This is a genomic window from Micromonospora sp. NPDC048842, assembly GCF_040649935.1.
Lineage (GTDB): Bacteria > Actinomycetota > Actinomycetes > Mycobacteriales > Micromonosporaceae > Micromonospora > Micromonospora hortensis.
In genome coordinates this window covers 102,114-128,348 of sequence record NZ_JBEZGK010000005.1, presented here as the reverse complement: position 1 = coordinate 128,348, position 26,235 = coordinate 102,114, and the positions used below count along the sequence as shown (strand labels likewise).

Below are 26,235 nucleotides of genomic sequence, written 5' to 3'. Positions count from 1 at the left end.
CAATCCTCGCCGGCACGACCCGGCCGTCCTCAGCGCGAGGCGAGCGCCTTCTCGGCGTACGCCCAGAGCCGGTCCGCCGCGGCCGGGTCCAGCGCGTGGGCGGCGACTCCGCCGGTGGCGTCGGGGCCACCGGGAACGACCTCGGCCTCCTGGTTGTCGTCGAAGTACCGGCCGCCGACGCCGTCGAGCAGTGGTGAGCCGGCGAGCAGCACCGTGGTCGACGCGCCCTGGTCGGGCTTCTTGTAGTACTCCGCCTCGATGAGGTTGCCCGCTTCGTCCATCGCGCCCATCGCCCGCATCGTGTCGTCGTCGATGTGGCGCTGGAGGTTGGTGAAGATGTATCCGGGGTTGAGGGCGTTCGCTGTGATCCCGTCCTCCGCCCACTGGCGGGTGATGCCGACCGCGAGCAGGACCTCCGCGGTCTTCGACTGGCCGTAGGCCGACCACGGGTCGTACGCGCGCCGCTCGAACTGTGGGTCGTCGAAGTCGAACGGCGCGGCAAGGTGTGCTCCGGAGCTGACCATCACGACCCGGGCCGCCTGGGCGGCCCGCAGGTTGTCGTGCAGCCCCCGGGCCAGCGCGAAGTGGCCGAGGTGATTCGTCGCGAGCTGGAGTTCCCAGCCCACGGCGGTCAACTGGCGGGTCGGGATCGCCATGATTCCGGCGTTGGCCACCAGCACGTCGAGCGGGCCCTGCCAGGCCGCGACGAAGGCGTCGACCGACGCCAGGTCGGAGAGATCGAGGGCGGACGACCGGATCGTGCCCGGGGTCGCATCGGTGGCGAACTCCTCGGCGAGCCGGTCGGCCGCTCGAGGATTCCGGGTCGCGATGGTGACCTCGGCGCCGGCCCCGGCCAGCGCGCGCACCGTCTCCACACCGATGCCGGAGGCACCCCCGGTGACGATCATCCGGCGTCCGGTGAGGTCGACACCGTCGAGGACCTCGGCGGCGGTGGTGCGCGCGTGGAACGGGGTGGTGAGGCGTGGGTTCGCTGTCATGAAACCCAGGCTACGAACGCTCGGATCGGACTGCCTATAGTCTGGAGTCCTTCATACTTTCGTGAGCGTCCAGAAGAGGTGGGGATGGATCCGTTGGAGGATGTCCTGGCCCTACTCGGCGCGACGAGCCACGTCTCCGCCGGCCTGGTCGGGGGCGGACGCTGGGCCGTCGGTTTCGAACCACCGGCCGGGGCCAAGTTCAACGCCGTCCGGCGGGGCCGATGCTCGCTGCGGGTCGACGGCCACGCCGAGCCGGTCAACCTCGGTACGGGCGACTGCTTCCTGCTGACCCGACCAGCGGCCTACACCCTCTACAGCGACCCCGACGTGCCGGTCCAGCCCGCGTACCCGATCTTCGCCGCCGCCACCGACGGTGTGGCGCACGTCGGCGACGGTGACGAGGTGTTCCTCATCGGCGGTGCCTTCGCCCTGGGCGGACGGGCGCGCAGCCTCCTGCTGGACAGCCTCCCGCCGGTCATCCACGTGCCCGCCGACACCCCGGAGGCCAGTACCGTCCAGTGGGCCCTCGGCGAGATCGACGCGGAACTGCGATCCACGCGACTCGGCTCCCACCTCGTCGCCGAGCACCTGGCGCTGGTCCTGCTGATCCGAGTCCTGCGGCTGCACCTGGCCCGCCACGAACAGCCCACCTCCGGGTGGCTGGCCGGTCTCACCGACCCGGTGGTCGCTCCCGCGCTACGGGCGATGCACGCACGACCCGCGCACGCGTGGACGGTGGACGAGGTCGCCCGGGCGGCCACCGTCTCCCGGTCGACGCTGGCGGCCCGATTCAAGAGGGTCGTCGGGGTGGGCCCACTGGAGTACCTGACCGGGTGGCGGATCGAACTCGCTGCCGACCGCATCCGGCGCAGCTCGGACACTGTCGCCACCATCGCCCAGGCCGTCGGTTACGGCTCGGAGAGCGCGCTCAGCGTGGCCTTCAAGCGCACCACCGGCCTCTCGCCGCGCGCTTACCGCACCGAGCTGGCGAAGGAGGGCCGGAACGACGTACCAGAACCGACGGTGACCGCCGGTCGGGCCCGGCCTGGGTGGTAGCGCCCCGGCCGGTCGGGATTGAGCGGGTCTGGTTCGGGTAGAACCCGCTGCCGTCACCGCGGTCGGCGACCCCGGCGCGTGCCGTCGAGGCTGGGTCGCGGGACGGACGGCGAGGCGCCTCGGGGGGACGTTGGATGGACCAGAGCGGTTGAGCGGGCCGAACGACTCCGGTGACGTCGTGGAGCTACGGGTGCACGGAGTCTCCGGCGCGAGCGCCGCGCAGGTGCTGGACCTGCAACAGATCGGGCAGGTCGCCGGTGACCGCAGTGGCGGGTTCTACCGGCCGCGCCCCCGGTACTTGGACAGCACCGGCTCGCACGGGGTGACGCTTGAGGCGTACCGCTGGGGTGACCTGCCCTCCGGGACCGTGCCCCGCACCCTGGCAGTGGTCTTCCTGCTCCCCTTCATGCTTGTCAACGTCGCGATCTGGATGCGCCCGGCGAACCCACGTTCCGAGGCGACGGTCAAGTCCCTGTGCCGGGTGCTGGCGCTCACCCTCACCGTGTTGTACGTGCTCGCCATCGCCGGCGTCGCCCTGGACCTCATCGGCTGGAAGTGCCTGGCCTCGCCGGACTGCCAGGCCGGACGCAGTTGGTTGTCCTGGTTGGGTGGACGCCCGGTCGGACTGCGGCTGGCGGTGCTCGCACTGGTCCCGGCCGCCGCGATCGGCCTGATCTGGCGGGTCAGCTGCCGTCCGGGGCGGACCTTCGAGGCTTTCCGGGCACCCGATCAGGGCACCTCCGCGTCTCGGCTCGGCACCGTCGGCCAGTGGGACGCCGAGCCGCTGGTGGGCCGCTTGCGCGCCATCCACGTCGCGGCGGCCTTCGCGACGCTGGACCTCGTCCTGCTGCTGGCCCGGGGCGCCAGTGACGCCTCGCCGGCCACGATCGCGCTGACGGCGATCACGGGGGTGATCCTGACGGGCTGCGTAGGGCTGCTCTGCACACCGCCGCTGATGGACCGGACACCCGGCGACCAGCGGCTCGATCGGGTCACCCGCACCCTCCGGAACGCTGCCATCGTCCTGACCGTTGTCGTCGTGGCACACGTGCCGACCACCTCGCAGCCGTGGCCGCAGGAGCACGGGCTCCCCGGCTACGACCCGACCCTGGCCGGCCTGTTCGTGGCGCAGACGACACTGTTGGCCGCCCTGGGCGTGGTGCTGCTCTGGCACCGGCGTCGGGAGCACGACGCCACCCCGCTGTTCGGGCTGGGCGCTCTCGTCGTCGCCGCCACCGGGATCAGCATGGCGGTGGCGTACTCGGCCGAACTGGTCGGCCGGGTGGCGGATTTCCTGGATCGCGACGTGCCAACCGCGGAGGGCATCGCCGCCGGCCCACCCCGGGCCTACACCTGGGCGATCTACGGCTTCTTCCGCGCGGTGCTGATCACCGCGATCATCGCCGGCCTCGTCATCCTGATCTCCCGTCGCGGTCGACGGCGGGCCGCCGCGGGGATCGTCGCGCGCGACTTCCCGAACCCGCCGGCCGAGGCAGGGCCCCGGTTGCGGCAGGTCCGAGACGCGATAGCCCGGGCTCGCTTCACCGAGAAGCTGGTGCCGTTGGCAGTGCTCTACGGCTGCCTCGCCGGACTCGGCACGGCCACCACCACCATCGGCCTGCTCGGGCAGGTCCCGAGCGACGTCATCGAGCGGAACATCGGACTGCCGGCGGACGTGATCACGTTCGCCATCGCGTTCGCTGGCTGGGTGGTCGCGGCGATCATCCTCGGCCTGATCATCGGCGGCATCTTCGCGTACCGGACCGAGCCGTACCGCCGGCACGTCGGTGTCCTCTGGGACCTCGGCACCTTCTGGCCCCGGGCCGCCCACCCGTTCGCGCCGCCCTGCTACTCCGAGCGAGCGGTGCCGGAACTGGCCCGCCGGATCACCTACCTCGTCGAGCGCGGCGACGCGGTGCTGCTCACCGGGCACAGCCACGGCTCGGTTCTGCTCGCCGCCACTGTGCTCCAACTGCCGCCGCAGGTCGGCGACCGGGTCGCCCTGCTCACCCACGGATCTCCGCTGCGCCGCCTCTACGCACGGCTCTTCCCCGCGTACGTCGACGACGCCGCACTGCACGAGATCGGCCGGCGGGTGGGTTGGCGCTGGGTGAACCTGTGGCGCGACACCGACCCCATCGGCGGCTGGATCTTCTCGCCGCGTCCCGCACCCGCGCCGGCCACCACCGGTGACCCGGCCGCCGCTGTGGATCGTCGACAGCGTGACCCCTGTGACGTGGTGACACCCGCCGGCGACAGCGTCGCCCCACCCATCCACGGACACTGGCCGGGCGAGTCCGACAAGCCGTTCACCGAGGCGGTACAGGAGTTGGTGCAACGCCTCGGTGGGCGGGCCGGCCCGTCCGGGACGCCGATGTAGCGGACCGGCTCAGTGTCCGCTGCCCGACCCGGTACGCCAGTCGTCCAGGGTGGTGCCGGCGAGGCGGGCACCGTCGGCCGGGACGAGCGAGCGTTCGCCCAGCTTGGCGCCGAAGTACCGGGCGTCGGGGTCGGCCACCACCGAACGACTGTCCTGTTTCTTGGTGAGGAGGGTTCGGCCCAGTTCGTCGAGGCGGAACTGCTCCGGGCCGGCGACCTCGACCACGGAGTTCGTCGGCGCGCCGAGCGCGACCTCGGCGACCGCGGCCGCGACGTCGTTCGCGGCCATCGGCTGGATGAGCACCGGCGCGAGGTGCACTGTGTCGCCCTCCGTGGCGGTGTCGATGATGCCCTGGAGGAACTCGAAGAACTGGGTGGCGTGCACCACCGAGTACGGGAGTCCGGACGCGACGATGAGCTTCTCCTGGGCGACCTTCGCGCGCATGTACCCGCTGTCCGGGATCCGGTCGCACCCCACGATGGAGAGCGCCACGTAGTGGTTCACCCCGGCGTCCGACGCGGCGGCGAGGAGCGTCCGGGTCGAGGTCTCGAAGAACTCCAGTACGGCGGCGGCCTCGAACGACGGCGAGTTCGACACGTCGACGACGACCTCGGCGTCGGTGAGCGCCCCGGCCACTCCCTCGCCGGTCAGGGTGTTCACGCCGGTCTTCGGCGATGCCGGCACCGCCTCGTGGCCCTGGGCCGCGAGGCGGTCCACGAGCTTGGAGCCGATGAGGCCGCTGCCCCCGATGACGACGATCTTCATGGTCGCACCACGTCCTGTCTGCACTGGGTTGAGTCGTGCTGCAAACCAGTAAGACGGAAAGCGTGCGCGGATGCAGGACAATCGCCAGAGAACAGTTCGACGGAGATCAGGAGGTCGACGTGGCCACGGTGTCCCACCCGGTGTTCGCTCGGGTCTACGAGCGGCTCAGCGTCGCCATGGACCGTGCCGGCACTGCGGCGTTCCGCCGGGACCTGGTCGCCGGCCTCTCCGGCCGGGTGATCGAGATCGGCGCGGGCAACGGACGGATGTTCGCCCACTACCCGCCGGGGGTGACCCAGGTCCTCGCTGTCGAACCGGAGCGGCGTCTGCGTGCCGCCGCCGAGCGCGCCGCGTCGGCCGCGCCGGTTCCGGTCACTGTCGTCGACGGTCTCGCCGAGGCGCTGCCCGCCGGGGACGGCGAGTTCGACGCGGCGGTGGTGGCGTTGGTGTTGTGCACAGTGCCCGATCAGGCGAGCGCGTTGGCCGAGATCAGCCGGGTGCTGCGCCCCGGAGGCGGGGTGCGGTTCTTCGAGCACGTGGCCGCCGAGGGGTCCAGCGGTCTGCACCGCGCCCAACGACTCCTCGACGCCACACTGTGGCCCAAGCTGTTCGCCGGCTGCCACACCAACCGCGACACCGTCGCCGCCATCGGCGCGGCCGGCTTCGAGGTCGAGGAACTGCGCAGGTTCCGTTTCCCGGCCACCAGCAACAGCCCCTCCTCCCCCTGCGTCCTCGGCCGCGCGATCAGGCCGCTCCCGGCCGTCCAGCGATAGACCGAGATTCGCTCGATCGTCTGCCGCCCCCGCCCGCCCGTCGCGGAAGCGGCGAACACGAACGCGAAGGTCGATCCAATTCAGAAAGCTACAACCTAGCTATTGTCCCGTTTTGCTGTCATTTGAACACCTGGCGTGATGTGGTGGTCAGCGCGCTCATCGGCGCCATACAGGCCGTATCACGCAGGACGCCACTCGCTGGCCGTCTCCTGCGAGTAGTACCCACGGAGGGTGTTCTGTGACAGCTAAACCCAAGAATTGGCTACGGCGGCGAGTTGTCCTGCCGTCGCTCGCGGCTGGCGCAGCCGCCACTGTGGCAGCCAGCCTGCTGCTCTTCAGCTCGACCGCCGCCAACGCCGCGGAGGCACCGGTCAATCTCGGAACGGCGGCCGACTTCTCCGTCCTGGCCGGAGCGGAGCCCACAAACACCGGAACCAGCTTCCTGGCCCAGAGCCTCGGACGGTACCCCGGAAACACCGCGGCCGGCTTCGGAACGGCAACCATCGGCGGCGAGGTGCACCTCGGCGACGCTGTCGCGCTACAGGCTCAGAGCGATCTGACCATCGCCTTCAACGACGCCGCCGGCCGAACCCCGTTCACCAACCTTCCGGCGGAACTCGGCGGCAACACGCTAAACGCCGGGGTCTACCGGATCGGAGCCGCCCAACTGACCGGACCGTTGACGCTCAACGGCCAGGGCGACCCGTCGGCCGTGTTCATCTTCCAGATCGACTCCTCGCTGACGACGGCGTCGGGCAGCAGCGTCGTCCTGACCAACGGGGCGTCGGCCTGCAACGTGTTCTGGAAGATCGGCAGCTCGGCGACGATCGGCACCGGCACCACCTTCGTGGGCACCATCATGGCTCAGGCCGCGATCACGATGGCCACGGGCGCGACCCTCCAGGGCCGCGCGCTGGCGCGCACCGAGGCCGTAACCCTGCAGACCAACACCATCACCGCACCGATCTGCGCCGGGCCGACGGGCCCGCCCGGACCGACCGGCCCACCCGGGCCCACCGGCCCGCCCGGCCCGTCCGGAAGCCCCGGAGCGCCTGGCAGCCCCGGAGCACCCGGCAGCCCCGGAGCACCCGGCAGCCCCGGAGCACCCGGCAGCCCCGGAGCACCTGGCGCACCCGGTAGTCCCGGAGCGCCCGGTAGCCCCGGAGCACCTGGTCCGTCCGGACCCCCCGGACCTCCCGGTCGACCTGGCGGCGGCGGCAAGCACCCCATCCTGCCTGTCACCGGCAGCGGCGCGGTCCCGGCCATGACCGGCGTCGGAAGTGTGCTTGTCGTGCTGGGCGCTGTCGCGTTCTTCCTGGCCCGGCGTCGACGCTTCGAGTCCTGATCGGTGGCCCGGCCGGTGTGATCCCGGCCGGGCCACGTCACGTCGCCGGCCCGCTCCCCACCGGGAGCGGGCCGGCGACGCGTTCGCAATGGAGGCTCAGCCGGTGAGACCCAACGTGCGCATGGCTTCGTCCTCGCGCTCGTGCGAGAGGTAGAGCAGGATCTGGGGCCGGGGGTCGCCGAGGCGTACCACGTAGGTCTGCGCGAACTGGGCGCTGCCGGCCTTGCCCCCGGGCGGCGCGAAGTCCAACGTCCACCTGGTCGGCACGAGGACGTACCCCGGTGCGAGATCGAGAACGTCCAGGACCGCCACGTTGGCTCCGGTCAGGCCAAACTGCTCGGTCATCGCCGCGTGGCGTTCGTCGAGAGCGGTCCGGTACCCGGCGTCGTTGGTGACGGCCGCCGCCCCGCCCGGGTCACCCTCGATGTACGTCTCGGCGTAGCTCGCGGCAACGGCGTCGTTGTCGCCGGTCTCGACGGCCCTCGCGTAGTCGTGCAGGAAGGCGACGATCTCGTCGCGTACCGGTGTCTCCGTCGACTTCATCCTCGGTCCTCTCAGTTCGGCGAGTGGCCGCGCGGCCTCATCGGCGGGGCAGCCCGGCCAGCCAGACGTCCAGCTCCGCTGGGGAGCGCAGTAACACCACTGGCGGCACGGACGGGTCGGCCTGCCAGGCCCGCATCCGCCGTCGGGCCCGGCCGAACGCGGTGACGTGCCACACCAGGATCGAGTCCGGGGACAGCACACTGCCCAGCGACTCGCGGTTGCCGTTGCAGATCACCTCGCCGGTGACGACCCGGCGGACGGTGCGGCGGAGCAACCGCCCGAACGACAGCCATCGTGGATAGTCCAGGCCGACGACCAGGTCGGCGCGGGCCATCGGGACGTCTCGCCAGCCGTGGTACGCCCCGTCGATGATCCAGCGGTCCCGTCGGCAGATCTCCTCGATCCGGCTGCGTTGCTGGGCGACCGGCACCTCGACCCAGCCCGGTTGCCAGAGCAGATCGTCCACCGGATACCAGGGCAGTCCGAGGTGTTCGGCCAGCCGCGCCGCGAGGGTGGACTTGCCGGAGCCGTACACCCCGTAGACCAGGATGCGACGCGGTGCGCTCATCGCGGCAGCGTACGTCGTGAAGGAAAATCGGTTGTCGTGCCTGGCGCGCCTCGGCCAGAGTGAGTCCATGACGTACTGACGGACTCCACCCCCTGCTCCGCGCCACCGGTGATGCCTCCCGGGGGCCGTGACGCCGTCCGCTTTCACGTTCGCAGCCAGAGATGAGCCTCCTTGTCCCAGCACCACCTCCCTCGGGAGCCCCTGCCCCCGTCCGCCCCGGCCACCGTCACGGTGTTCGCCTCTCCGGCGAGCTGGATCGAGTCCGATGCGCTGGCACAGTGCCAACAGGTCGCCGCCCTGGACGGCATGCGGCACGTCGCCGCGATGCCGGACCTGCACCCCGGCAAGGGTGCGCCCATCGGCGCGGCCATGGCGTCGACAGTGCTGTACCCGTTCCTGGTGGGCTCCGACATCGGCTGCGGCATCGCCGTGTTTCCGGTCAAGCTCAAGCGGGCCGTACCGGAACGGCTCGCCGCCCGGTTCCCCGACCTCGACCAGGCGCTCGACCCGGTACGCGACGCCGACGACCCCGCCTGGGCCGCAGTCGACTGTGACGTTCCGGCCAGTCACCTCGACGGCCTCGGGACGGTGGGCCGGGGCAACCACTTCGTGGAGCTGGCCCGCGTCGACACCGTCTTCGACGTACGGCACGCAGGCCGGCTCGGGCTCGACGCGGGCGATCTCGTGCTGATCGTGCACAGCGGTTCGCGTGGTCTGGGCGAGCGGATCCTGCGGGCGCACACCGAGGTCCACGGTGCCGGGGCGGCGCCCGACCCCGCCGCCTACCTGAGCATGCACGACGACGCCGTGCGCTGGGGTTCGCTCAACCGGCGGGTGCTGGCCGCCCGCGTGGCGCACGCGTTGGGGGCCGAGCCCACCGCGCCGATCGTCGACCAGTGCCACAACCTGGTCGAGGTCCGGGACGGGGCCTACCTGCACCGCAAGGGCGCGGCGCCGGGTGACGGGCGCGATGTCCTGATCGCCGGTACCCGGGGAACGGCGTCCTACCTGGTGGCCGCGCACGCCGGGCCGGAGGCCAACCATTCGGTGGCTCACGGCGCTGGCCGCAAGATGTCGCGGGCCGACGCCCTGCGGCGGGGCCGGGTCAAGCACACGGTCGAGGAGCTACGCCGTACCCCAGTGGGTTCGCTGGTGGTGTGTGGTGACCGGCAGCTCCTCTTCGAGGAGGCGCCCACCGCGTACAAGCGCATCGAGCAGGTGATCGCCGACCTGGTCGAACACCGGCTGGCCACGCCGGTGGTCAGCACGACGCCAGTGGTCACCTACAAGACGCCCGACCTCGGGTCCGCCGCACGGCCGGACCGGCGGGGCCACCGCGGCCGGCGAGGCCGCTCGTGACCGCGTTCCTGCTGATGTCGGCCGGGCGTGGGCCGCAGGAGTGCGCCTGGGCACTGGGTCAACTGCTGCACCGCCTGCGGGGCGAGGGCGTCCGCCGAGGTCTGACGATCCAGCAGGTCGAGGCGGTGCCCGGTGACCGCGCCGGCACCTACCGGTCGGTGCTGATCCGGATCTCCGGCGTCGACGCCGAGCCGTTCGCGGCCTCGTGGACCGGGACGCTGTGCTGGCAGGCCCCGAGCCCGTACCGGTCGAGTGTCGGCCGGAAGAACTGGTACGTCACCGCCCAGCCGCCCGAACGCGACGCTCGGCCGACGACGTTCCGCGAGGCGGACGTCGACATCGTCGCCTGCCGCACCGGCGGGCCGGGTGGTCAGCACCGGAACAAGGCCAGCACCGCGGTACGCGCGACGCACCGCCCCTCGGGCCTGGTGGTCGTGGTGGACGAGGAGCGGCAGTTCAGCCTCAACCGCCGGATCGCAGTGGACCTGCTGCGCCAACGCGTCGAGCAGGGCGACGAGGCGGCTCGGCGTGCCGTCACCACCGCCCGGTGGCGCATCCACGACGGGCTGGTTCGTGGCGATCCGGTGCGGGTGGAACGTCCGACGCCCAGGTGACCGGGAGGCCAGCGACTCAGACCTCCAGCACCGCGTCGGCGAATGCCTGCGGCGCCTCCTGCGGCAGGTTGTGCCCGACACCGCCCCCGACGGTCCGGTGCTCGTACGGGCCGGCGAACTGCTTGGCGTAGACGGTGGGTTCCAGGTGCGGCGCGCCGTTGGCGTCTCCCTCCAGGGAGATGCTGGGCACCGTGATCTTCGGCTTCGCGGCCAGGCGCTCCTCGATCTCCGCGTACTGCGGCTCGCCGTCGGCGAGGGCCAGCCGCCAGCGGTAGTTGTGGATGACGATGTCGACGTGGTCGGGGTTGTCGAACGCCGCCGCGCTGCGGTCGAACGTCGCGTCGTCGAACGTCCATTTGGGCGACGCGGTGTGCCAGATCAGCTTGGCGAAGTCGCGCCGATTCTTGTCGTACCCTTTCCGACCGCGCTCGGTGGCGAAGTAGTACTGGTACCACCACGCGAACTCCGCCTTCGGCGGCAACGGCACGGTGCCCGACTTCTGCCCGTCGATGAGGTAGCCGCTGACCGAGACCAGCCCCCGGCAGCGTTCGGGCCACAGCGCGGCGACGACATCGGCGGTCCGCGCGCCCCAGTCGAACCCGGCGAGCTTCGCGGTGTCGATGTTCAGGGCATCCATCAGGGCGATGAGGTCGAGCCCCATGGCCGCCGGTTCGCCGTTCCGCATGGCGTCGTCGGAGAGGAACCGGGTAGTGCCGTAGCCCCGCAGGTACGGGACGACGACCCGCTGACCGGCGGCGGTGAGCAGTGGCACGACGTCGGCGAAGCTGTGGATGTCGTAGGGCCACCCGTGCAGGAGGATCACCGCGTCCCCGTCGGGCGGCCCGGCGTCCACGTATCCGACGTTCAGCACTCCGGCCTCGACCTGTCGCAGGTCGGTGAACCCGCCAGCGGCCCTTGCCATCGACTTCTCCCCGCGTCCGGACCTGCTCGGGATGTGCTGATCACGCACGAATCTAGCGACCTGCCCGGAGCCTGAGCACCGTTCACACAAGGACCGCTCGACGGCTGCCGAACTGGGTAGGATGCCGGCTTCCGCGGACGTTCCCCGGTGGAGGTCGTAAGGCCGTAGCCGGATGACCGTAGGGTGATGGCATGGCTGAGCGACCTCTGACCCTGATGGCGGTGCACGCCCACCCCGACGACGAGGCGACGAGCACCGGCGGCGTGCTTGCCCGCTATGCCGCCGAGGGGGTCACCACAGTGCTCGTGACCTGTACCGACGGGCGGTGTGGGGACGGCCCGGGTGGGGTCAAGCCGGGCGAGGAGGGGCACGACCCGGCCGCCGTGGTGGCGATGCGCCAGGCCGAGCTGGAGGCCAGCTGCGCCACGCTGAACGTCACCCATCTGGAGACCCTCGGCTACGCCGACTCCGGGATGATGGGCTGGCCCACCAACGACCTGCCCGGCGCGTTCTGGACGACGCCGGTGTCGGAGGCGGCGGCCCGGCTCGCGGAGCTGATTCGGCAGTACCAGCCCGACGTGATCGTCACGTACGACGAGAACGGTTTCTACGGCCACCCGGACCACATCCAGGCCCATCGGATCACCATGGCCGCCGTCGAGCAGACGGACGTCCCGGCGAAGGTCTACTGGACCACGGTGCCGCGTACGGCGTTCGCCGAGTTCGGCCGGATCATGAAGGAGCTCGGCGTCGAGTGGGCCGAGCCGGACGCGGCGGCGGAGCCGGGGCCGCAGCTCGGCCTGCCCGACGACGAGATCAGCACCTGGGTCGACACGAGCAAGTACGGCGCGCAGAAGTTCGACGCGCTGGCCACGCACGCCAGTCAGACCGAGAACATCTTCTTCCTGCAACTCGGCCAGGAGCGGTTCACCGAGCTGATGGGCGTGGAGACCTTCGTACGGGTCCGGGACCGGACGGGCGCACCGACGCCGGAGGACGACCTCTTCGCCGGTCTGCGCTGATCACTGTTCCGTAGCGCCACCAGGCATCGTCGGCCACCGGGTCGACGATGCCTGCGGCGTGCGCCGCGATGACCTCTCCACGCGAACCAGTCGCCGGCCGCCAGCCGCCGGCCGCCGGCCGCCGGCCGCCGGCCGCCGAAAGTTTCGACCGCTGGCCACTCAGCGCCACGCAGGTCATGTGATGAATTTCCGGAAGTTTTCAGCGTTGACGCCCAGACATAGATCGGCTTAACGTTTCGAGCAAGTTTCCGGTTTCCGGCCGGAACTACCGGCGTCACCCACCAGCTTGCGCCTCCACCCGACCCACACCGGACCCTCACCTCCTAGATCGACATCTATCTATTGATCGTCTGGAAGGGAAGGCACATGAAGTTAAGACAGTGGTCGTCCGTCGGCCTGGTCGCCGTCGCGACCATCGCCACGCTGAACACGGTGCCGGCGACCGCGAGTCGACCGTACGACCCCACGACGCAGAGCCTCGGCACCCTCGGCCTGCGCCACGGCCTGCACGTCGGCACCGCGGTCAACATGGATGCCCTCAACGACGCCAGCGACCCGCAGTACCGCAAGCTGGTCGCCTCCGAGTTCGCCTCGGTCACCGCCGAGAACGTGATGAAGTGGGAGAGCCTGGAGCCGACCCGCGGCACCTACAACTGGGCGCCCGCCGACCAGTTCGTCGACTTCGCCAAGCGCAACCGGCAGAGCGTGCGCGGTCACGTGCTGGTCTGGCACAACCAGCTGCCCGCCTGGTTGACCAGCGGCGTCGCCGACGGCTCCATCAGCAAGCAGGAGTTGCGCGAGCTGCTGCGCAAGCACATCACCACAGTCGTCAACCGCTACAAGGGCAAGATCTGGCAGTGGGACGTGGTCAACGAGGCGGTCAGCGACCCGTGGGACACCCCGTCGACCCTGCACTACAAGGGCTTCTGGGCGCAGAACCTCGGTCCCGGCTACATCGCCGACGCGTTCCGCTGGGCGCGTTCGGCCGACCCGAAGGCCCTGCTGTTCTACAACGACTACAACATCGAGGCGTTCGGCTCGGGCAACCCGGCGGACGACAAGACCCAGTTCGTGTACGACATGACCAAGAGCCTGCGCGCCCAGGGCGTCCCGATCGACGGCGTCGGCTCCCAGGGTCACCTGGGCACCCAGTACGGCAACTTCGACACCCTCCAGGTGACCGCCGCGCTGAAGAAGTTCAGCGGGCTCGGCGTCGCGACAGCGTTCACCGAGGTCGACGTCCGCAGCCAGCTGACCGAGGGCGTCCAGGCGGGCAACGCGGAGGAGATCAACCCTCGGCTCCAGGCGTCGGCCGCGAACTTCAGCGTGCTGATGAAGGCGTGCCTCGCCGTGCGGAGCTGCCTGTCGTACACCGTCTGGGGCTTCAGTGACAACCATTCGTGGGTGCCGGGCTGGTTCGACGACCCGCCGGAGGGCCTGGCCACCATCTACGACGAGAACTACCAACCCAAGCGGGCGTACCAGGAGTTGAAGTCCGACCTGATCTTCGCAGGGCCGCCCTACGTCCTGCCCCGCATCGCACCCAGACCCCGCCGCTGACGCCCAGGGCCGTGTGGAGCTTCCCGAAGCTCCACACGGCCCGTGTGCCACCACGGACGTCGACGTTCGACTCACGTTCGGTGGTTCCGCTGTCGCCATCCGGACGCCATCGGAGGGCTGGTGCCGGATCTGCCGGTTTATTGATGGTGTTGGTGTCACTATGGCAGGCGTGGGAACTGCGAAAACTGCCATGCCTGCGATCTCGCCGCTCACCGGCGATCCCATCAAGCGGGCCGATGCCGAACGGCTAGCGGGGGTGCTGAAGGCCTTCGCCGATCCGGCGCGACTCCGGTTGCTCAGCCTGATCCAGTCCGCGCCGGAAGGTGAGGCGTCAGTGAGTGACCTCACCGCGGCGCTCAACCTCTCCCAGCCGACGGTGAGTCATCACCTTCGGATCCTCACCGAGGCCGGCCTCCTCGAACGCGACAAGCGCGGGGTCTGGGCGTACTACCGCCTGGTGCCCTCCGCGATCGCGCAGATCGCCGACCTGTTGACGCCGCCCAGGAAGCGGGCGACGAAGAGGGCCCGCTGACCGGGCCGGAAGGCGGCTCGTCACATCCGCTCCACTGTGCGGATGCCCAGCAGACGCAGCCCCTGCCGCAGGGTCCGGGCGGTCAACTCGGCCAGCAGCAGCCGACTCTCCCGCAGATCATCCGTGGCACGTAACACCGGGCAGCGCTCGTAGAACGCGTTGAACGCTGTCGCGAGTCGGTGCAGGTAACCGGCGAGCTGATGGAACTCGAGGCTCTGCTCCAGCTCGCCGACCACCGCCGCGAAGCCGAGCAGCTCGACCGCGAGCGCCCGCTCCGCCGGCTGCGCCACGACGATGGGGGCGTCCGGCCGCACGGCGGTCCCGGCCCGCCGCAGCACGGACCGGATCCGGGCGTACGCGTACTGGAGGTAGGGCGCGGTGTTGCCGTCCAGCGCCAGCATCCGCTCCCAGTCCAGGACGTAGTCCTTGGTCCGGTCGACGGACAGGTCGGCGTACTTGATGGCGCCGATGCCCACCGCGCGGCCGATCTCCTCGGCGGTCCCGGCGTCCAGATCCGGGTTCCTGCTCCGGGCCAGGTCGGTGGCACGGGCGACCGCCTCCTCCAACAGCCCGACCAGCTTCACCGACTCACCGGCCCGGCTGCGCAGCATCCGCCCGTCGGCACCGAGGATGGACCCGAAGCCGAGGTGCTCGGCCCGTGCCGGCGGGCAGAGCCAGCCGGCCGCCTCGGCGACGGCGAACACCATCGCGAAGTGCTGCCGCTGCGGTAGGCCGACGACGTACAGCAGCCGGGTGGCGCCCAACTCGCCGACGCGCTGCCGCAGCGCGGCCAGGTCGGTGGCCGGGTAGCCGTACCCACCGTCGCTCTTGCGCACTATCAGCGGCAACGGCTCGCCGTCGCGGCCGGTGAACCCGGGCGGAAAGACGCACTCGGCCCCGCCGCTGGGCAGCAGCAGCCCCAACCGGTCCAGGTCGTCGACGACGCCTGCGAGCAGGTCGTTGTAGGCGCTCTCGCCCCGAAAGTCGGCAGCGGACAACGTCACGTCGAGCAGGTCGTACACGGTCAGGAAGTACCGCTCTGACTGCGTCACCAGCAGCCGCCACAACCGGCGGGTCCGCTCGTCACCGCCCTGCAACGCGACCACCCGCAGCCGCGACCGTTCCTGGAACGCCTCGTCGGCGTCGAACGCCACCCGGGCCGCCCGGTAGAAGGTGTCCAGGTCCCCCATCGACAGGTTCTGCGCGGCTTCGGCCTCACCGAGGTCGATCAGGTGTTCGATCAGCATGCCGAACGGTGTCCCCCAGTCACCCAGGTGGTTGACCCGCACCACCCGGTGTCCGAGCCACTCCAGTAGCCGGACCGCAGCATCACCGATGACTGTGGAGCGGAGGTGCCCGACGTGCATCTCCTTGGCCACGTTGGGCGCCGAGTAGTCGACCACCACTGTCTGCGGCGTCGCGGTCGGCGGCACGCCGAGCCGGGGGTCACCGGCCAGCCCGGCGACCAGGTCGGCCAGGGCCTGGTCGGAAACCGTCAGGTTGAGGAAGCCCGGCCCGGAGACCTCCGCTGACACGCCGACGTCATCGAGCACCGCGTGCGCCAGCACCGCGGCGGCGATGTCGCGCGGCGGGCGGCCGAGCCGCCGGGCCAGCGCCAGCACCGCGTCGGACTGGAAGTCCGCGCGCGGGGACCGCCGCACGAGCGGGTCGACCGGGCCGCCGGCCACCGCCGCGAACGCCGGTGCCAGCCGGTCGGACAACAACTTTTCAAGATCCATGAGTACGCCGATCTCGCTCGGACCCACGCTGCCACGTGAGCCGTTGACGGGGAGATACGGGCGGACCGAGGACGACCAGCGAACAACCGGCGGCTCGATCCGCCGGTCGCAGGAAACAGGTCAGCGCGGGCGGGCGACGGATCGCCGGCGTCGCCCCGCACCGACCTGGACGTCACACGACAGTCCGGTGCACTGAGCGATCACGCTGGTCATGCGGGGCAGCCTAGCGGCCCGGCCGAGGCGACGACACGCCATTTCCGCGGTCCCGCCGATGCCCGAGGGGCCCCCTGTCGTTTCGGTCGACTCGGGGCAGGGAACGTCCTCGGGACAAACGAGGGGTGATGATGAGCCGATACACACCACTGTCGATGGCCCGTACGCGACGCGCGCTCGCGCTGCTCGGCACCGTCGCACTGGCCGCTGCCTGCACCGCCACCGAGGATCCGCCCGGCTCGGCCCCGGCGACCACCGCGCCGGCCACCGCGTCGGCATCAGCGCCCCCGACAGACCCGCCATCGCCGAGCGCGAGCACCCGGGTAACCATCCCGACCTCGGCCTTCGTCGAGCTGCCCGCCGAGCTGCGCAAGTCTCCGCGACGGACGACACCCGTCGAGGAGGCCCTGCCGAAGCTCTGCGGCAACGAGTTCGGCACCAGCGGCCGGCAGGTCACCGCGAGCGCTGCCATGACAGTCACCTACCAGAAGGCCGGCGAGCCCTCCAGCAACGTGCCGCAGGGGATGATCCATCAGACCATCTTCACCTTCGACGGCGACGGCGCCTCGGGTTACCTGGGCCGGCTCCGCACCGCCCTACAGGCGTGCCCCTCGTACGACCAGTCCGGAAGCCGCGTCACCGTCAAGAGCAAGGCGCTGCCCGGGGTCGGCGACGAGGCGTTGCTGCTGACCCGGACGTGGCCCGAGACGAGCCTGAACGGCGAACGCACCGGCGGCACCGCGTCCAGCCAGATCGCTGTGGCCCGCGTCGACAGCGCGGTGACGGTCTTCGACGACCAGGGGTGGGAGGGCACCAGCGGCAACCCCGCCATCCTGGACCGGGTCGTCCGCGACGGCGTAGGCACCATCGACGCCTGGCAGCGGTAACCCCGAGGCCGCCGCCACAACGGCTTCCACCGACCGGTTCTGTTCTCCGTCGGATCATGGACACCTGGACCCGAGCCGCCCTCGCGCCCGGAGACTAGAGGATCTCGGTCCACAGTGACGTCGACGACCTGGATGTGGCGGCTGATGAAGGTTTCTCCCCCGGGCAGTGGCGAGCACCGCGACGGTCCACCGCACGCCGGCGAGCTGTTCACCGACCGGGAGAGCGAGTCCCAGGCGTTCAAGTCGACACTGACCCGTTTTCGCCAGCTGCTCGACAGCGACGACGAGGTCGGGGTCGCCCGCCACAACGTACTGACCTTCTACGGCCTGGGCGGCATCGGCAAGACCGCGCTCTCGGAACGGTTGGAGGCCTGGGTCCGTCACGATCTCCCGCTCGTCAACGGCTGGGGTCCACCTCCGGCCACCACCGTCGACGCGACGGCCCGCATCGACCTGCACGGCTCTGCCGGTCGAATGGACCTTCCGGCCGCACTGCTCGCGTTGCGGGCCGGTGCGGCCGGCATCCGCCGCCGCTGGCCGGTCTTCGACCTGGCGTTCACCGCCTACTGGTCGGCCCTCCGTCCCGGTGAGCCGCTGCCACGCTTCCGGGGGCGGGACGAGCTGGAGAACTCCGTGGCGGAGACGGCGGGCGAGGTGCTCAAAGACCTCGGCTCGCTGGCGGACCTCGCCGGTGGCACGGCCGTCTCACTCGGAGTGCGTGGTGTCCGGAAGGTCGTCGGCGTACTTCGGCGCCGACGTGATCTGCGGCTCGCCGTCGACGGGTTCCCGGGCTTCGAGGATTTCCTGCTCCGCTGCGCCGACGAGCCGAGCCCCACCGAGCCTCGACCGGCCCTGGCCTGCGAACTCGCCGCGGCTCTGTCGTGGGAGCTGGCCCAGATCGTTCCGTCGCCCCTGGTGGCGGTGTTCGTCGACACGACCGAGCGGCTCGCCCTGGACCCGCGACGGGTCTCGGAGGGGCACCTCAACCGGCTGATCCACTGCATGCCGAACGTGTTGTTCGTGCTGACCGGGCGCGATCTGCTGGACTGGTACGACGAGAGCCGCGTCGACCTTCCGCACCGCGGTGCCTGGACCTGGCCGGGGCTCGTGCCGGGAGCCTCGGACAATCCCCGGCAGCATCTCGTGGGCAACCTCTCCCCCTCGGACACCCGGGCGCTGATCCTGCGCGGACGTACCCGACTCGACCTGCCGATGAGCGACGACGTCGTCGAGCACCTCGTCCGATCGTCGGCGGGGCTGCCGCAGTATCTGGAACTGGCCCGGCAGGTCGCCATCTCGATCAAGGATGCCGGGGTTGGACGCCAGGTGAAGGCCCAGGACGTCACGGGCTCCCTCGGTTCGCTGGTGATGCGCATCCTCGACGACGTTCCGGCCGACGAGCAACGGGCCATCCGGGCCGCGTGCCTGTTCCGGGTCTTCGACACGCACCTGATGGCGGCCGCGGCGGACGTCGACCACGGGTGCGCCGAGCGGGCCGTTCGGCGTCCGATGATCGACCACCACCACGGCGACCGCTTCCCGTACCGGATACACGACGCCGTCCGGGAGGCGATCCGCCGGTCCGACCACCAGATCTCCGGCGGCTGGGCCGAGCGCGACTGGGAACTGGCCGCCGGCCGGGCCGCCGCGACAGTCCGACGTCTGCATGACGATGCCAAGGATCGTGAGGACAATCGCGAGGTCCTGGACCTGATCGGTGTCGCGGTAGTGCTGGTGTGCGAGCAGAGCACGACGCTGGAGCCAGCTCCGAGCGAGAACTACGCGGACTGGTTGTCACGCGCGATCGTGTTCAGTCCTTCGGTGCAGGGCCTACGGTCCCGGGTGCCGGCCGCGAGCCGCACCGAGTACGGCCGCCTGGTCCTGAACTTCATCGCGGCCAAGTCCATCGAGACGCCCGTGGACGAGCGGCTCAGTCTGCTCCGCGAGATCTTCGACTCCGATCACCCGCTCTGGACGCCCGCGGGCCGGCATCTGGGCTACACCCTGCGGCTGCGCCAGCGTTGGGACGAGGCGCTCGCCGTCTTCGACGAGCTGGTCGCACGTAAGCCCACGCCACTGCACCTGGGGCAGCGTCCACAGGTGCTGAGCCTGGCGCGACGTTTCACAGATGCCGACCAGGCCGCGCACGGGCTCCCGGTGCGGAGCCACATCACAAGGGTGGCCGAGTATGCCCATGGCCGGCCGGAACGCTACTTCGCCGAGGTCCCCGACAACATGGCGAAGCTGCGCGGCGCCGGTCGCCAGCGGGAGTACCTGGAAGAGGTCGGCACACTGCTGATGCGGCGGGCGTTCTTCCGCGGCGATGTGAGCGCCGACGAGATGCTCGACTTCGCCGAGCAGGCCGACCTGTCCGGCCACCTGGTAGCTACCCGCTCGGCGCTGCTGACCACTGTCCTGCTGGGGCACTCGGCACCGACGGACATCGCGCTGGCCATCGACCGGCTACGAACCCTGGACGAGGCGTCGATGGGCGAGATCGGTTACCGCTACGGACTTGCCGAGTCCTGCACCGCACTGATCGACCGCGACCGCGACCGTCTGGAGCGACTACGAGACGAGCTCAGCCGGCTGACGTCGCGACCCCGTTCGATGATCCCGGTCGAGTGCTTCCTGGAGTCGGTCGGCCTACCACTGCCCGCCCAACCAACCCAGTGGCTCGAGCCCGCCGAGGTCGTCACCCGCCGCTGGGCCGATCACTTCGCGGCGTACGCCGCACGTCACAGGTAATGCCAACCCATCATCATCCGTCGCTACGGGAGGTTCACCATGTCGGACGGTCAGGCAACGAAGGCGCCGTGGCTTCCGCCGCGGTGGTTCATCCGGCTGGCCTGGTCGGTGCACCGGGGCCTGTACCGGGTCACCGGCAGCAGAGTGGGGCTGTGGCGACCGCGCGAGCACCGGTGGGGCACGCTGCGGCTGACCACTATCGGTCGCCGCACCGGTCAGCAGCGCAGCGTCATCATCGCGTACTTCGAGGATGGCCCCAACCTGGCCGGGGTGGCGATGAACGGGTGGGGCGAAGGCGCCCCGGCCTGGTGGCTCAACCTCCAGGCCAACCCGGACGCGTCAGTCGAGCTGGCCGACGGGCGGCGGCTGGTGCGCGGTCGCGCCGCCACCGACGACGAGCGGTCGCGACTGTGGCCACGCTGGCGCGAGGCCGACAAGAACTTCGACGCCCACGCGGTGCGGCGCCTCTCGGAGACCACAGTGGTGGTGCTGGAGCCCAGATCGGAGGGTGACTCCCCAACGTCAGGTCAACGGCCGAACGCGAGGTAGCGACCCAGGCCGAAGTTCACGACCAGGACGATCGCGCCGACAACGGCGCGGCTAGCTCGCGCGCCGAGGCCGCCAGCGCGAGTCCTCAACGGGAGGTCGGGTTGTGCCGGTGGCCCTCGGCCAGGTTCGCGTCGTAGCCGGCGGCCTGGAGGGCGAACAGTTCGGCGTACCGGCCGCCGGTGGCAACGAGGTCGGCGTGTGTGCCGGCCTCGACGAGCCGGCCGTGGTGCAGGACGAAGATCCGGTCGGCGTGCCGGACGTTGGCGAGCCGATGCGTGATGAGGATCGTGGTGGCACTACCTCTCCGATCCCGGATGGTCTGGAACAGGGCGTCCTCGGCGCGGGGGTCGAGCGCGGAGGACGGCTCGTCCATGATCAGCAGTTCGGCGTCGCGCAGGAACCCGCGAGCCGCTGTGATGCGCTGCCACTGCCCGCCGGAGAGGTCCTGGCCTCGCGCGAAGGTCCGGTCGAGCAGCGTCTCGTACCCGTGTGGAAGTTCGTTGATCATGTCGTGGGCGACGGCACGGCCGGCGGCGGCCTCGATGCGGTCCTGTTGGGCCTCGCTGTCGACGTCGCCGATGGCGATGTTCGTGGCCGCTGTGAACGGCCACTTGTGGTATTCCTGCGTCACCACAGCGATCCGGGCGCGCAGCCCGTCGACGTTCCAGTCCGACAACGGGCGGCCGTTCCACTCGATGCTGCCCTCGGTAGGGGCGCGAAGGCCGGCGATCATCGCGGCGAGGGTCGTCTTGCCCGAGCCGTTCTCCCCGACGAACGCGACAGTCTGGCCGGCCGTGATCGTCAACGTGACGCCGTCGACGGCGGAGTCGTCCCGATCGGGGTAGCGCAGGCTCACCTCGTTGACTGTCAACTCCCGCAGCCGGTCAGGATCGGCCGCCGCAACGGGTCCGGTGCTGGTCGGTAGGTAGGCGTCGGCGCGGGTCATGAAACCGGTGTAGTCGCCGAAGTGCTGCCCCTGGGTGTAGACGTGGTCGACCTGGAAGGTGGCGATGGACAGCGACCGCTGCGCGGACTGCACCGCGATGACGCAGGTCGCCGCGGCGGCGAGCGGGATCTGCCCGTCCAGGAGCAGCAACCCGAGCAGGGCGTAGACGGTGCCGGTCGCGAGACCGCCGACGATGGCTCCGACAGTGGTGGTAGTGGTGACCCGTCGGGCGAGGGCGAGCTGGATGTCGGTCTCCACCTGCATCACCCGGTCGTACTGGTCGAGCAGGAACCGGCGCAGCCCGTAGGAGCGCAACTCCGGGGCCGAGGCACGTTCGGCCATCAGCTTGTGCAGCAGCCACAGTCGACGCCGACGCACCGACCCGGCGTTGTACGTCTGGTAGCGCAGGTGACCGGCCCGCAGCGACGCCCACGCGTTGGGAACCGTGGCGACCAGCAGTGCCAGCAGCAGCAGCGGATGGATGACGATGACGGCAGCCGCAACGGCGAGCAGCCCGGCCAGCCCGGCGAGCAGGTTCATCGACGCCTGCACCAGCGCGATCGTCGACTCGGTGCCGCGCGAGGCGCGTTCCATGTCATCGGCGAACGCGTCGGCGTCGAACGCCTCCAACCGGACCGCTGTGGACACCTCGAACAGGCCCCGCTCCACCTCACGGCTCACCCGGGGTGTCAAGCCGTTCTGCGCGTACCCGGTGGCGATGCCCATCCCCGCGCGGAGCGCGACAGTCGCCGCCAGCACGGCCAGCGCGGGCAGCGCCGCCCGCACCTTGTCCGCGGTCGGTCCACCGGCGAACAGTTCCACCAACACCCGCTGGGTGGCCAGCAGGCCGAAGGCGGCCATCACGCCCGCGCCGACAGTGGCGGCGGCCACCACACCGGTACGGAGCCGGTCCGCGCGCCAACTGATGCCGAGGGCCGTCCGGACCAGCCTGGGCAGTTCCGCGAAGACGGCGAAGAGGCCGGCCTCCGCCCGTGCCCGCACCCCCGTCTCCCACCACATCTCCCGCAGCTCCGGCAGCACCGACTCCGTACGCCCAGGGCCCGGATGACCCGGTCGCACGCGGCGGGCCTCTGCGGTGGCGGTCTCGATCATGGTCGTACCTCCCGGGGGCGGCAGCCGTCGCCGTCTCAGCCAGGGCAGGCGGATTGGCGGGTTCCTGGAGGATTGGACCACCCGACCATGGCCCTTAGCAATTGACCGATCACCGACTGTCATGGATGACCTGGTGGCCGGATTCGGCGCTACTCCATCGCGTCAGACGCCCGTGCCATGATCGCGCTCACCTCACAGCAAGGAGCATGGCGGCATGGCCACGGCGATCGTTCGGGACGAGACAGCGACAGGGAAAGCCATCGACCACTGGCCGTTGACCGGGCTGCCGGAGCGCATCTCCGCTCGGGAGCTGGTCCGGCTGCGGGTCCGCGAGGAGGTCGCCCGGTTCAACGCCCAGCAGCCCGAGCACTTCCGGGGGTTGGTTCAGCCAACCGACACGGAGGCCACCCTGAACGGCTACCGGGTCACCTCGGGCCGGCGGCTCGACTGGGAGCAGCAGGCGGATGCCGCCTGCAAGGCCTTCGCCCGCAACGGTTTCCTGCTGCTGGTCGGGCACCGCCAGATCGATGACCTCGACGAGGAGATCGACCTGCTCGCCGACCCGGACGTGGCGTTCGTACGGCTCGTTCCGCTGGTGGGTGGCTGACATGGCCGACTGGGCAGGGCTCCTTCCCGCCCTGAGCGATGTGGACCGACGTCAGGTGGAGCGCGGTCTCACCGAGGCCGACGCTCGAATCAGGGCTGTTCTGCACGCCGCCCACACGTACCACTGGCGGTTCTCGGTGACCAACGTGCCGGAGTGGAGCGCGGTCGAGACGTGGCCCGTGGAGCTGCGCCGGAGCGCCGCCCTGGCCATGCACCTGGAGTCGGCGACCAGTTCGACTCCCACCGCGCTCAACGATGTGGTGCGGAGCCTCGCCGACGGCGACCTGCAGTGGACGCGGGAGGACCTCGTCTGGTGCCTGGAGGTCTGCGCGCGCGGAGAGTCCTACGACAACGGGGCGCACCTGGAGCTACCGGCCGTGATCGCCGCGCGTCTCTCGCCGGCCGAGGTGGCCGACCTGGTGCCCGCCCTCGACGCCCTCGTCAGCGAACTGGTCGGTGACCACTTCGTCGCAGCGGAGCCTCGACGACGCGCCTTCCACCTGATCGGTGCGTGCCTCGATCGCGCCACCGGCAGAGCCGTGCCGTCCTGGCTGCTCCACGACGGAGACGGGTTCGGGCCGCTCGCCCGCGCCGAGCTGGGTGACGTCCTCGCCGCGCCGGGCGTACCGGAGTTGCTGGCGCACTGCGCCGCACTGGAGAAGCCGACAGCGCCAGCGAGGTGGCAGCGCCGCGTCGACGACCTTCTCGCCGGCACACCGGGCGGCACCGCAGCCGTGCAATCGATCCTGGAAGCATTCGCCGCCTACGGTCTACCCCTGCATGAAGACACCGACCGCCTCCTCCGCGGCCTGGTCTGGGCGCTGTCGCGCCAGCCGGACAAACGGGCGACGGACCTGTTGGCGCGGGTCACCGCCGCAGCGGCGGCGGCACCACGACAGGCGCCGGGCTTCCCCCATGCGCAGAGGACGGCGGTGGCGGCCGTTCAACTGCTCGCGGGACGCGACGGCGAGGCGCCGGTACGCACGCTGGCGAGGCTGGCGGTAACGGTCCGGAACAAGGCGGTGCAGAGCCGCGTCCAGACCGCACTTGCCAACCTCGGGGCGCTGCGCGGGTGGTCGCTCAACGAGGTGATGGAGCTTGCCGTCGACGACCACGGGCTCGGCAAAGACGGTCGAGTGTGCACACGGGTCGGGCCGTACGAGGCGGCGGTCGAGGTGATCGGCGAGAAGGCGCGCCTGACCTTCGCCCGTGACGCCGTCCCGCTCAAGGGCGTTCCGGCAGCGGTGAAGCAGGCGTACGGCTCGGAACTCCAGCAACTGCGTGACCTCGCCAAACGCGTTGTCGCGACGCTCAGCGGCGAGCGCCAGCGGGTGGAAGGGCTGCTGTCCGAGGAGCGCACCTGGTCGTACTCGGACTGGTCGGTCCGATACCTCGAACACCCGATCACCGCTACCTACGGGCGGCGGTTGGTGTGGGAGACCAGCACCGACGGCCACCGGTGGACGGCGGGCCTGCCCCGACGCGACAGCGGCGGTTGGACGATCGCCGACCTGGAGGGTCGAGCCGTCCCCGGCGACAAGGTCCGGCTCTGGCATCCCGTCCGCGCGACGACGGACGAGGTTTTCGCCTGGCGGGAGCACGTCCTCGCCGCCGGTCTGACGCAGCCGTTCAAGCAGGCCTTCCGAGAGGTCTACCTGCTCACTCCCGCCGAGGAGCGGACGCACACCTATTCCAATCGGTTCGCCGCCCACATCCTGCGCTACCGGCAGGCGAACGCGCTGATCCGCGCCCGGGGCTGGCAGGCCGGATACCTCGGCACCTGGGACGGCGGCTACGAGAGCGAGGCCACCAAGCCTTTCGGTGGTGGCATGTGGCGGGCGTCGTTCCACCACCAACTGGTCGCCAACACTGATGAGCGCCGCTACGAGGTCGAGTTCTGCTCCACCGACCAGGTGCGCTTCGCCCGACGCGACGGCGCGACCTGGCAACCGACGCCGGTCGTCGAGGTGCCACCGCTGGTGTTCAGCGAGGCGATGCGTGACGTGGACCTGTTCGTCGGCGTCACCTCGATCGCCAGTGACCCGCAGTGGGCCGATCGCGGCGAGGATCGCTTCCACGCCTACTGGCACAGCACTGCCATCGCTGAGCTGACCCCGTCGGCGCAGGTGCGTAGGGACGCACTGGCTCGGCTGCTGCCCCGCACGAACATCGCCGATCGGGTGCGCCTCTCCGAGCGGTATCTACATGTCCGCGGCACCATCCGCAGTTACCGGATCCACCTCGGTTCCGGCAACATCATGATGGAGCCCGACGACGCCTATCTCTGCATCGTCGCGGCGCGCGACCGCACGGGCCGGCTGCACCTGCCCTTCGACGACGACCCCATGTTGTCGACGATCCTGTCCAAGGCGTTCATGCTGGCCGCCGACGACACGATCACCGACACCACTGTGCTCGGGCAGCTCGCCAGATGAGCGGAAAGCCCGGTGATCAGTCCTTGCCCAGGACGTCGAGCTGCGCTCGCAGCGCCGTGGCGATCTCGCCCGCCGCGACGATCTGCTCCGGCGTGAGGGCGTCGACGAAGAGCTCCCGGATGGCGCGCAGGTGGGGAAAGGTGGCTCCCCTGAACGCCTCGGTGCCGGCCGCCGTGAGCAGCACCTCCGCCCCGCGGGGAACCGTGGCGCACTCCTGGCGGCGGATGAGGCCGCGCCGCTCCATCCGCCCGAGATGGTGGGAGAGCCTGCTCCGCTCCCACCCGATGTGCGAGGCGAGTTCGGACGACCGCATCGACTCGCCCTCCGCCTCGCTGAGGGCGAGGAGCACTGCGTAGTCGCCGGTCGAGAGCGAGGAGTCGCCCTGTAGTCGGGACTCGAGCCGGGAGCCGAGCGCTGCCGTCGTCTCGATGAAGTCCCGCCAGATTCGCAGCTCGTCGGCGGTCGGGAGTTGGCGTCCGCCCCGCCGGCCTGGTGTGGCCTCCGTCATCTCACTCTCCCGGGAATTGACGTGTCAATCGCTAAGTTAGCATCATTGACACGT

22 protein-coding genes are annotated in these 26,235 nt (G+C 70.6%); 14 read left to right on the top strand and 8 right to left on the bottom strand.

Annotated features, from left to right (window positions below; all coding sequences use genetic code 11):
• Window positions 1-29: 29 nt before the first annotated feature.
• Complete coding sequence (locus tag AB0C19_RS09435) at window positions 30-998, bottom strand: SDR family NAD(P)-dependent oxidoreductase (protein ID WP_357181945.1); 969 nt, start codon at window positions 996-998, stop codon at window positions 30-32.
• 84 nt (window positions 999-1,082) lie between these two features.
• Between AB0C19_RS09435 and AB0C19_RS09430 the strand changes: the two genes are divergently transcribed.
• Both AB0C19_RS09430 and AB0C19_RS09425 read left to right on the top strand, forming a co-directional pair.
• Window positions 1,083-2,054 (top strand): AraC family transcriptional regulator, encoded by a 972-nt coding sequence (locus tag AB0C19_RS09430; RefSeq protein ID WP_357181942.1) that lies wholly within the window; start codon window positions 1,083-1,085, stop codon window positions 2,052-2,054.
• 148 nt (window positions 2,055-2,202) lie between these two features.
• Window positions 2,203-4,434, top strand: coding sequence for a hypothetical protein (locus AB0C19_RS09425; protein ID WP_357181939.1), 2,232 nt, complete (start codon window positions 2,203-2,205; stop codon window positions 4,432-4,434).
• A gap of 9 nt (window positions 4,435-4,443) precedes the next feature.
• Here AB0C19_RS09425 and AB0C19_RS09420 read toward each other — a convergent pair whose 3' ends face one another.
• Complete coding sequence (locus AB0C19_RS09420) at window positions 4,444-5,199, bottom strand: SDR family oxidoreductase (RefSeq protein WP_357181937.1); 756 nt, start codon at window positions 5,197-5,199, stop codon at window positions 4,444-4,446.
• Between the two features lie 119 nt (window positions 5,200-5,318).
• Here AB0C19_RS09420 and AB0C19_RS09415 point away from each other — a divergent pair, with 119 nt between their 5' ends.
• Complete coding sequence (locus tag AB0C19_RS09415) at window positions 5,319-5,972, top strand: methyltransferase domain-containing protein (protein ID WP_357181934.1); 654 nt, start codon at window positions 5,319-5,321, stop codon at window positions 5,970-5,972.
• A gap of 238 nt (window positions 5,973-6,210) precedes the next feature.
• The gene (locus AB0C19_RS09410) at window positions 6,211-7,317 is read left to right on the top strand and encodes an ice-binding family protein (protein ID WP_357181931.1); all 1,107 of its coding nucleotides are present in this window, start codon (window positions 6,211-6,213) and stop codon (window positions 7,315-7,317) included.
• A 96-nt stretch (window positions 7,318-7,413) separates the two neighbouring features.
• On the opposite strand, the gene AB0C19_RS09405 is transcribed toward AB0C19_RS09410, so the two are convergent.
• The gene (locus AB0C19_RS09405) at window positions 7,414-7,860 is read right to left on the bottom strand and encodes a hypothetical protein (protein WP_357181928.1); all 447 of its coding nucleotides are present in this window, start codon (window positions 7,858-7,860) and stop codon (window positions 7,414-7,416) included.
• A gap of 37 nt (window positions 7,861-7,897) precedes the next feature.
• Window positions 7,898-8,428, bottom strand: a complete 531-nt coding sequence (locus tag AB0C19_RS09400) for an adenylate kinase (RefSeq protein ID WP_357181925.1) — start codon at window positions 8,426-8,428, stop codon at window positions 7,898-7,900.
• Between the two features lie 171 nt (window positions 8,429-8,599).
• Here AB0C19_RS09400 and AB0C19_RS09395 point away from each other — a divergent pair, with 171 nt between their 5' ends.
• Window positions 8,600-9,787, top strand: coding sequence for an RNA ligase RtcB family protein (locus tag AB0C19_RS09395; protein ID WP_357181922.1), 1,188 nt, complete (start codon window positions 8,600-8,602; stop codon window positions 9,785-9,787).
• On the top strand, window positions 9,784-10,401 hold the full coding sequence (gene prfH / locus AB0C19_RS09390; protein ID WP_357181919.1) for a peptide chain release factor H: 618 nt from the start codon (window positions 9,784-9,786) through the stop codon (window positions 10,399-10,401). The genes AB0C19_RS09395 and prfH overlap by 4 nt, the downstream gene beginning before the upstream one ends.
• A gap of 16 nt (window positions 10,402-10,417) precedes the next feature.
• Here prfH and AB0C19_RS09385 read toward each other — a convergent pair whose 3' ends face one another.
• Complete coding sequence (locus AB0C19_RS09385) at window positions 10,418-11,323, bottom strand: alpha/beta hydrolase (protein ID WP_357181916.1); 906 nt, start codon at window positions 11,321-11,323, stop codon at window positions 10,418-10,420.
• A gap of 191 nt (window positions 11,324-11,514) precedes the next feature.
• Between AB0C19_RS09385 and AB0C19_RS09380 the strand changes: the two genes are divergently transcribed.
• From AB0C19_RS09380 to AB0C19_RS09370, 3 genes are all read left to right on the top strand, one after another.
• Entirely contained in the window at window positions 11,515-12,345 is an 831-nt protein-coding gene (locus AB0C19_RS09380; RefSeq protein ID WP_357181913.1) for a PIG-L family deacetylase, read from the top strand.
• A gap of 366 nt (window positions 12,346-12,711) precedes the next feature.
• Complete coding sequence (locus tag AB0C19_RS09375) at window positions 12,712-13,905, top strand: endo-1,4-beta-xylanase (protein WP_357181910.1); 1,194 nt, start codon at window positions 12,712-12,714, stop codon at window positions 13,903-13,905.
• Window positions 13,906-14,095: 190 nt separating this feature from the next.
• On the top strand, window positions 14,096-14,437 hold the full coding sequence (locus tag AB0C19_RS09370) for a metalloregulator ArsR/SmtB family transcription factor (protein WP_238686609.1): 342 nt from the start codon (window positions 14,096-14,098) through the stop codon (window positions 14,435-14,437).
• Between the two features lie 20 nt (window positions 14,438-14,457).
• Here AB0C19_RS09370 and argS read toward each other — a convergent pair whose 3' ends face one another.
• Window positions 14,458-16,176 carry an arginine--tRNA ligase gene (argS, locus tag AB0C19_RS09365; RefSeq protein ID WP_357182400.1) on the bottom strand — a complete coding sequence of 573 codons (1,719 nt, stop codon included), beginning with the start codon at window positions 16,174-16,176 and terminating at the stop codon, window positions 14,458-14,460.
• A 344-nt stretch (window positions 16,177-16,520) separates the two neighbouring features.
• On the opposite strand from argS, the gene AB0C19_RS09360 reads away from it, so the two are divergent.
• The 3 genes from AB0C19_RS09360 to AB0C19_RS09350 all read left to right on the top strand — a co-directional run bounded on the left by AB0C19_RS09360 (window position 16,521) and on the right by AB0C19_RS09350 (window position 20,573).
• A complete protein-coding gene (locus AB0C19_RS09360) occupies window positions 16,521-17,276 on the top strand; it encodes a hypothetical protein (RefSeq protein WP_357181907.1) in 756 nt (251 codons plus the stop codon).
• Between the two features lie 144 nt (window positions 17,277-17,420).
• Window positions 17,421-20,024 (top strand): hypothetical protein, encoded by a 2,604-nt coding sequence (locus AB0C19_RS09355; protein ID WP_357181904.1) that lies wholly within the window; start codon window positions 17,421-17,423, stop codon window positions 20,022-20,024.
• Between the two features lie 39 nt (window positions 20,025-20,063).
• A complete protein-coding gene (locus AB0C19_RS09350; protein WP_357181901.1) occupies window positions 20,064-20,573 on the top strand; it encodes a nitroreductase/quinone reductase family protein in 510 nt (169 codons plus the stop codon).
• An 85-nt stretch (window positions 20,574-20,658) separates the two neighbouring features.
• Here AB0C19_RS09350 and AB0C19_RS09345 read toward each other — a convergent pair whose 3' ends face one another.
• A complete protein-coding gene (locus tag AB0C19_RS09345) occupies window positions 20,659-22,539 on the bottom strand; it encodes an ABC transporter ATP-binding protein (protein ID WP_357182397.1) in 1,881 nt (626 codons plus the stop codon).
• Between the two features lie 307 nt (window positions 22,540-22,846).
• On the opposite strand from AB0C19_RS09345, the gene AB0C19_RS09340 reads away from it, so the two are divergent.
• Window positions 22,847-23,239 carry a hypothetical protein gene (locus AB0C19_RS09340; protein ID WP_357181898.1) on the top strand — a complete coding sequence of 131 codons (393 nt, stop codon included), beginning with the start codon at window positions 22,847-22,849 and terminating at the stop codon, window positions 23,237-23,239.
• 1 nt (window position 23,240) lies between these two features.
• Entirely contained in the window at window positions 23,241-25,673 is a 2,433-nt protein-coding gene (locus tag AB0C19_RS09335) for a DUF4132 domain-containing protein (protein WP_357181895.1), read from the top strand.
• A 16-nt stretch (window positions 25,674-25,689) separates the two neighbouring features.
• Here the strand turns inward: AB0C19_RS09335 and AB0C19_RS09330 are convergent, their stop codons facing one another.
• Window positions 25,690-26,181 carry a MarR family transcriptional regulator gene (locus tag AB0C19_RS09330; RefSeq protein WP_357181892.1) on the bottom strand — a complete coding sequence of 164 codons (492 nt, stop codon included), beginning with the start codon at window positions 26,179-26,181 and terminating at the stop codon, window positions 25,690-25,692.
• Window positions 26,182-26,235: the final 54 nt, after the last annotated feature.

Excerpts from the sequence above, each read along its gene's own strand:
- AB0C19_RS09345 (WP_357182397.1), bottom strand. The coding sequence starts at position 22,539 with ATGTGGTGGGAGACGGGGGTGCGGGCACGGGCGGAGGCCGGCCTCTTC.
- AB0C19_RS09405 (WP_357181928.1), bottom strand. The coding sequence starts at position 7,860 with ATGAAGTCGACGGAGACACCGGTACGCGACGAGATCGTCGCCTTCCTG.
- AB0C19_RS09420 (WP_357181937.1), bottom strand. The coding sequence starts at position 5,199 with ATGAAGATCGTCGTCATCGGGGGCAGCGGCCTCATCGGCTCCAAGCTC.
- AB0C19_RS09360 (WP_357181907.1), top strand. The coding sequence starts at position 16,521 with ATGAGCCGATACACACCACTGTCGATGGCCCGTACGCGACGCGCGCTC.
- AB0C19_RS09400 (WP_357181925.1), bottom strand. The coding sequence starts at position 8,428 with ATGAGCGCACCGCGTCGCATCCTGGTCTACGGGGTGTACGGCTCCGGC.
- AB0C19_RS09430 (WP_357181942.1), top strand. The coding sequence starts at position 1,083 with ATGGATCCGTTGGAGGATGTCCTGGCCCTACTCGGCGCGACGAGCCAC.
- AB0C19_RS09435 (WP_357181945.1), bottom strand. The coding sequence starts at position 998 with ATGACAGCGAACCCACGCCTCACCACCCCGTTCCACGCGCGCACCACC.
- AB0C19_RS09350 (WP_357181901.1), top strand. The coding sequence starts at position 20,064 with ATGTCGGACGGTCAGGCAACGAAGGCGCCGTGGCTTCCGCCGCGGTGG.
- AB0C19_RS09355 (WP_357181904.1), top strand. The coding sequence starts at position 17,421 with ATGAAGGTTTCTCCCCCGGGCAGTGGCGAGCACCGCGACGGTCCACCG.
- argS (WP_357182400.1), bottom strand. The coding sequence starts at position 16,176 with ATGGATCTTGAAAAGTTGTTGTCCGACCGGCTGGCACCGGCGTTCGCG.
- AB0C19_RS09370 (WP_238686609.1), top strand. The coding sequence starts at position 14,096 with ATGCCTGCGATCTCGCCGCTCACCGGCGATCCCATCAAGCGGGCCGAT.
- AB0C19_RS09385 (WP_357181916.1), bottom strand. The coding sequence starts at position 11,323 with ATGGCAAGGGCCGCTGGCGGGTTCACCGACCTGCGACAGGTCGAGGCC.
- AB0C19_RS09375 (WP_357181910.1), top strand. The coding sequence starts at position 12,712 with ATGAAGTTAAGACAGTGGTCGTCCGTCGGCCTGGTCGCCGTCGCGACC.
- AB0C19_RS09380 (WP_357181913.1), top strand. The coding sequence starts at position 11,515 with ATGGCTGAGCGACCTCTGACCCTGATGGCGGTGCACGCCCACCCCGAC.
- AB0C19_RS09340 (WP_357181898.1), top strand. The coding sequence starts at position 22,847 with ATGGCCACGGCGATCGTTCGGGACGAGACAGCGACAGGGAAAGCCATC.
- AB0C19_RS09330 (WP_357181892.1), bottom strand. The coding sequence starts at position 26,181 with ATGACGGAGGCCACACCAGGCCGGCGGGGCGGACGCCAACTCCCGACC.
- AB0C19_RS09335 (WP_357181895.1), top strand. The coding sequence starts at position 23,241 with ATGGCCGACTGGGCAGGGCTCCTTCCCGCCCTGAGCGATGTGGACCGA.